Origin of the sequence: Novosphingobium sp. (assembly GCF_027486195.1) — a bacterium.
GTDB lineage: Bacteria > Pseudomonadota > Alphaproteobacteria > Sphingomonadales > Sphingomonadaceae > Novosphingobium.
The window spans coordinates 1-5907 of record NZ_JAIXPP010000112.1; the positions used below are offsets into that span (position 1 = coordinate 1).

Here is a 5907-nt window from a genome sequence, read left to right on the forward strand (position 1 = left end):
ACGGCGGCGATCACGAAGTACACCACGATCGGTGCGAGCACCGGCAGCAGCGACGGGATGATCATTTCCTTGATCGCGGCCTTGGTCACGAGATCGACGGTCCGCGCGTAGTCCGGCTTCACATCGTAGGTCATGATGCCGGGATTTTCGCGGAACTGGTCGCGCACGTCCTTCACCACGTCGCCAGCGGCGCGGCCCACCGCGGTCATGCCCATAGCTCCGAAGAGGTAGGGCAGGAGCGCGCCGAGCAGGAGGCCGACGATGACGTAGGGGTTTTCGAGGCTGAAGGAGACCTGCAGGTCCGGGAAGAACTCGCGCAGGTCGGTCGTGTAGGTGGCGAAGAGCACCAGCGCGGCAAGGCCGGCCGAGCCGATGGCATAGCCCTTGGTGACGGCCTTGGTGGTGTTGCCCACCGCATCGAGCGCGTCGGTCTTTTCGCGGACGGAATCGTCGAGACCGGCCATTTCGGCGATGCCGCCGGCGTTGTCGGTAACGGGGCCGTAAGCGTCCAGCGCGACGACCATACCGGCCAGCGCCAGCATCGCGGTTGCCGCATAGGCAATGCCCATGAGGCCGGCGAGCTTGAAGGCGATGATGATGCCCGCGCAGATCACGAGCGTGGGCATGGCGGTCGATTCAAGGCTGATGGCGAGGCCCTGGATCACGTTGGTGCCGTGGCCGGTTTCGGAGGCCTTGGCGATGGAGCGGACCGGGCGGTAGTTGGTGCCGGTGTAGTATTCCGTGATCCAGATGATCACGCCGGTGATGACGAGACCGAGGAAAGCGCAATAGAACAGGATGCGGCCGGTGTAGGCCTGATCCCCGATGGGCGCTTCCATATCGCCGCCCAGCGAGTGGCTGATCGCCCACCAGATGGCGGGGACGGAGAGCACGGCGGTGACCAGGAAGCCCTTGTACATCGCGCCCATGATGTTCTTGCCGCCACCCAGGCGGACGAAATAAGTGCCGATGATCGAGGTGACGATGCAGACGCCGCCGATGAGCAGCGGCATCGCCATGAGATCGATCAGGTTGCTGGCGTTCTTGAGCAGGAGCGCGGTGAGGATCATCGTCGCGCCGACGGTGACGACATAGGTCTCGAACAAGTCGGCGGCCATGCCGGCGCAATCGCCGACGTTGTCGCCCACGTTGTCTGCGATCACGGCGGGGTTGCGTGGGTCATCTTCGGGGATCCCTGCTTCGACCTTGCCGACGAGATCGGCGCCGACGTCTGCCGCCTTGGTGAAGATGCCGCCGCCGAGGCGCGCGAAGATCGAGATGAGCGAGGCGCCGAACGCGAGGCCGGTGAGGGCGAGGACCACGGTGCGGTCTTCACCGCCGACGCTGTAGCCGCCGGGGCCGGTGAGATACCAGAACAGGCCCGCAATCGCGAGGAGCGCAAGGCCAGCGACAAGCATGCCGGTGATCGCGCCCGCGCGGAAGGCGAGCGTGAGGCCGGCCTGCAGGCCCGTCTGCGCGGCGGCAGCAGTGCGCACGTTGGCACGCACCGAAATGTTCATGCCGATGAAGCCCGCGACGCCCGAGAGGACGGCACCGATGACGAAGCCTGCGGCCGAGATGGGCCCGAGCGCGGCAGCGACGATGACGGCCATGATGACGCCGACGATGCCGATCGTGGTATACTGGCGCTTCAGGTAGGCTTGCGCACCTTCCTGGATGGCGGCGGCGATTTCCTGCATCTTGGCATTGCCGGCCGGTGCGCCGAGCACCTGCTGGCTGGTGACGAAGCCATAGATGATGGCCACGACCCCCAATACGATTGCGGTTACGGTTAAACTCACAACAGACACCCCCTTTATTGACCGGCCTTTTTCGGCCGGTACCCGTCGTTCGCGGGTCGGGGCGGGAGGCTAGTGCATAATTTTCATGCCGCAAGCCTTTAGGTGTGATTTTTCAGCAATGTTCGTAGCCGAGCATGCCTTCCGGCGGAGTGTCGCCGAGGAGCAGAGCTGCGGTCCCGAGGGGCAGGACGATACCGATGCGATGTGCCTGGCAGGGTGGCGCGGTGCCCGCGGGAAGGGTGAACAGCAGCTCGTAGTCGTCCCCCCAGCTGAGCGCGTCGCGGGCGCGTTCGGGCGGCAGGTCGGCGGGGAGGGGTATGAGGGTGGGATCGAGCGCAAATGTCGCCGCGCTTGCCGCAGCCATTCGGCTCGCATCGAGCAGCAGCCCGTCCGATACGTCCATCATCGCGGTGACGAGCGGCGCCAGCGCGCGGCCTTCGGCGAGCCGGGGCAGGGGGCGGCGGTAAGCGGAAGTGTCTGCTGATGTGTTACCGGCGGAGAGCGCCTCGAACCCCAGCATGGCCGCGCCGACGGGGCCGGTGATCCAGATGCCGTCTCCGGCCTGTGCGCCGCTGCGCGAGGGGACAGGCCGATGCGTGGCGCGGCCCAGCGCGGTGAGGCCCAGCGACTGCGCCCCGGACCCGCGCACCGTATCCCCGCCCAGCAGCGGCACGCCGAAATGCGCCAGCGCCTCGCCCAGCCCCTCGGCAAAGCGGGTGTTCTCGGCGGCGAGGGTGTAGCCCAGCAGCACGCCGAGCGGCTCGGCGCCCTTGGCGGCAAGGTCCGAAAGGTTGGTGGCGAGAAGCTTCCATGCGATGTCTGCCGGATCCTGCCCTGGCAGCCAGTGCACGCCCTCGACCATCATGTCGTGGGTGAGGATGAGGGCTTCTCCGCCCACCTCCAGCACCGCACAATCATCGGCGAGGCCGCGCGCTGCAGGGTGCGAGGCGAGGCCTCGCAAGGCGGTGATGAAGGCGGCTTCGGGGGTCATGCTTGCCCCTTACATGTTCCAACCCAACCCCGCTCATGCTGAGCTTGTCGAAGCATGCTGGCGCGGCGCGTGCGGCCACACCCTTCGACAGGCTCAGGGTGAGCGGGGATTGGGGCGGGAGGGCATGGGCGGCTGCGCACCCGCCCTCAGTCCCCCGTAAACACCGGTGCGCGCTTTTCCAGAATCGCGTTGACCGCTTCCTTGTGGTCCGCCGTTTCATGCACGATGGCCTGGAACGCAGCCGAAAGCTCAAGCACATCGCCCGCGCGGCCATGCTGGGCTTCGCGCAGCAGGCGCTTGGTCAGGCGCAGCGCGCGGGGGCTGTTGGCGGCGATTTCCTCGGCGAGCGCGACGGCCTTTTCCAGCAGCTGGTCCGCCGGGACCACATCGCCAACAAGCCCGATGGACTGCGCATAGGCCGCATCGAACGTGCGGCCCGTGAGGAAGAGTTCGGCGGCCTTGGAATAGCCGATGATCTTCTGCAGCGTCCACGCGCCGCCATCGCCGGGGATGATGCCGACCTTGATGAAGCTGGCGGCCATCTTCGCGGTATCGGCGGCAAGGCGCAGATCGCACACGCAGGCCAGATCCAGCCCGAGGCCGATGGCGTGGCCGTTGATCGCGGCGATCATCGGCACTTCGCAATCGAGCATCGCGCGGGTCGCGCGTTGCACGCCGCGGCGGTAATTCGCGGCGGTCGAATCGGGCTGGTCGAGCGGACCGATGCCCTGCCGGTCGCGGATGCCCTTGATGTTGCCGCCGGTGCAGAAGGCGCGGCCCGCGCCCGTCAGCACGATGGCGCTGACCGAGCGATCATTGGCGAGGCGGAAGAACGTGTCGACGATGTTGTCGCAATCTTCCAGCGTGCCGATCGCGTTCATCGATTCCGCGCGGTCCATGGTCAGGATGGCGACGCGCCCGCGGCGCTCTTCGTGGAGGAATGGGGTGGTCATGGCGGCTCTCCCGATTTGCCCCTCTGGGCTGTGACACTAGCAATCTTGCGATTGCGATGGCCCGCGCGCTGCCATAGTGACGGAGCCGATGCAAATATTCCCGCTCCATCCGTTCCTCCCCGAGGGGGACATTCCCGCCCTGCGCCAACAGGTTCGCGACCTTGTGGCGAAGCACGAAGCCAAGTGGCCAGTCGAGCTGCGCGCCAATTGCTGGTTCAGCTTCGACGAGGAGTTTTCGAAGGCGCTGGGCAGCGCCGGCCTCCTCGGCATGACTTGGCCCAAGCAGTATGGCGGGCACGAGCGCACGATGCTCGAACGCTATGTCGTGCTGGAAGAGCTGCTGGCGGCAGGCGCCCCGGCGGGCCTCCACTGGATCGCCGACCGGCAGACCGGCCCGCTCCTCCTGCGCTACGGCACCGAAGCGCAGCGCGAAAAGTACCTCCCCGGCATGGCGCGCGGCGAGATCTACGCTTGTATCGGCCTGTCCGAACCCGGCTCGGGATCGGACCTTGCCAGCGTGCGCACCTCCGCCAAGAAGACCAACGAGGGCTGGCGCATCAACGGCCAGAAGGTGTGGACCAGCGGCGCGCATCGCAGCCACGCCGCGCTTACCCTGCTGCGCACCGAAGAGGGCAGCGAGCGCCACACCGGCCTTTCGCAGATGATGATCGACCTCGATACGCCGGGCATCACCATCCGCCCGATCATCGACATGACGGGCACGCACCACTTCAACGAGATCTGGTTTGAGGACGTCCTCCTGCCGCACGATGCGCTGGTGGGCGTCGAAGGCAATGGCTGGAAGCAGGTCGTCGCCGAACTCGCGCTCGAACGGTCCGGGCCGGAGCGCTATCTCTCCAGCCACATGCTGCTTGTCGCGCTGATCGACGCCATGGGGCCTGAGCCAGATGCGCCGACCGCGCAGCTGATCGGGCGGCTGACGGCGGAAATGTGGACCCTCAGGCAGATGTCGATGTCGACCATCGCCAAGCTGGCGGCGGGCGAGGACCCGGTGGTTGAGGCGGCCATCGTCAAGGACCTCGGCAACGCCTACGAACAGGCCCTGCCGCGCGCGGTGCAGGCGGCGGTGAACGCGGACCTTGCGGGCAAGAGCGACCTTTCGCGCCTGCTGACCTGGATCCTCGTCGCGAGCCCGAGCTTCTCGCTGCGCGGCGGCACGCCCGAAGTGCTGCGCGGGATCATTGCCAAGGGCCTCGGCCTGCGGTGACACAGTCATCCCACTCCCGTTCGTGTCGAGCGAAGTCGAGACACCGGGCGCGGCGTGGGGTGTCTCGACTTCGCTCGACACGAACGGAGTTGGGTTTTGAGTTATTTATGAGGAACCAGCTCTGATGAGCGAAAATCGTACCCTGCTCACCGATATGGCCGCGGGCCTGTTTGCCGATCTGGCGGGGAAGCCGTTTGCGGAAAGCTGGCCGCAAGTGGCCGAGGCCGGGTTCTCCACCCTGCTGGTGCCCGAGGATGCGGGCGGCTTTGGCGGGGATTGGGGCGATGTGCTGGCCGTGCTGCGGCTGGCGGGGCTCAATGCCTTGGCCGCGCCGCTGGCCGAGCCGGTGATTGCGCATTGGCTGCTGGCGAAGGCGGGGATCGCCGCGCCGGAGGGCCTGATTTCCATCGCCGCGCCGGGGCTGCGGGTGCCTTATGGTCGCCATGCTGCGGCAGTGGTGCAGGTGGAGGGCGGCACGCTCTCGCTCTATCACGCCGATGCCTGCACGTTTGACGAAGGGCTTTCGCCTGCGGGTGAGCCTTGGGATGCCGTCAGCTTCACCGGCGCGGCGGTTGCGACGGCCCCTTGCGAGGTCGATCTGCTGGCGCTGGGCGCGTTTGCCCGCGTCGCGCAGGCGAGCGGCGCGCTGGAGGCGGCGTTTACGCTCGCCATCGATCACGTGAACACGCGCGTGCAATTTGGCCGGGCGCTGGCGAAGTTTCAGGCGGTGCAGCAGGCAATGGCCGAATTTTCCGAGGAAGCGGCGGCTGTCGACGCCTCAGCCGCAGCCTGCGCGGCGGCGCTGGATTACGGACACGCCAGCTTCGAGATCGCGGCGGCCAAGCTGCGCATGGGCATCGCCGTGGACCGCGCGGTGCCCATCGCGCACCGCATGCACGGCGCCATCGGCTTCACCATCGAATACGCCCTCAA

General features: G+C 67.0%; 5 protein-coding genes. 2 read left to right on the forward strand and 3 right to left on the reverse strand.

Features of this window, described 5'->3' with window-relative positions:
- The 3 genes from Q0071_RS19250 to Q0071_RS19260 all read right to left on the reverse strand — a co-directional run.
- Positions 1 to 1802: sodium-translocating pyrophosphatase (locus Q0071_RS19250; RefSeq protein WP_298173531.1), on the reverse strand; the 1802-nt coding region annotated here is incomplete at its 3' end.
- A gap of 112 nt (positions 1803 to 1914) precedes the next feature.
- The gene (thiL, locus tag Q0071_RS19255) at positions 1915 to 2793 is read right to left on the reverse strand and encodes a thiamine-phosphate kinase (RefSeq protein WP_298173534.1); all 879 of its coding nucleotides are present in this window, start codon (positions 2791 to 2793) and stop codon (positions 1915 to 1917) included.
- 146 nt (positions 2794 to 2939) lie between these two features.
- Positions 2940 to 3746, reverse strand: a complete 807-nt coding sequence (locus Q0071_RS19260; protein WP_298173537.1) for a crotonase/enoyl-CoA hydratase family protein — start codon at positions 3744 to 3746, stop codon at positions 2940 to 2942.
- A gap of 88 nt (positions 3747 to 3834) precedes the next feature.
- Between Q0071_RS19260 and Q0071_RS19265 the strand changes: the two genes are divergently transcribed.
- Both Q0071_RS19265 and Q0071_RS19270 read left to right on the forward strand, forming a co-directional pair.
- Complete coding sequence (locus tag Q0071_RS19265; RefSeq protein ID WP_298173540.1) at positions 3835 to 4974, forward strand: acyl-CoA dehydrogenase family protein; 1140 nt, start codon at positions 3835 to 3837, stop codon at positions 4972 to 4974.
- Positions 4975 to 5098: 124 nt separating this feature from the next.
- Positions 5099 to 5907: acyl-CoA dehydrogenase family protein (locus Q0071_RS19270; protein WP_298173543.1), on the forward strand; the 809-nt coding region annotated here is incomplete at its 3' end.

Coding starts and splice junctions, on each gene's coding strand:
- Q0071_RS19260 (WP_298173537.1), bottom strand. CDS start 3,746: ATGACCACCCCATTCCTCCACGAAGAGCGCCGCGGGCGCGTCGCCATC.
- Q0071_RS19265 (WP_298173540.1), top strand. CDS start 3,835: ATGCAAATATTCCCGCTCCATCCGTTCCTCCCCGAGGGGGACATTCCC.
- thiL (WP_298173534.1), bottom strand. CDS start 2,793: ATGACCCCCGAAGCCGCCTTCATCACCGCCTTGCGAGGCCTCGCCTCG.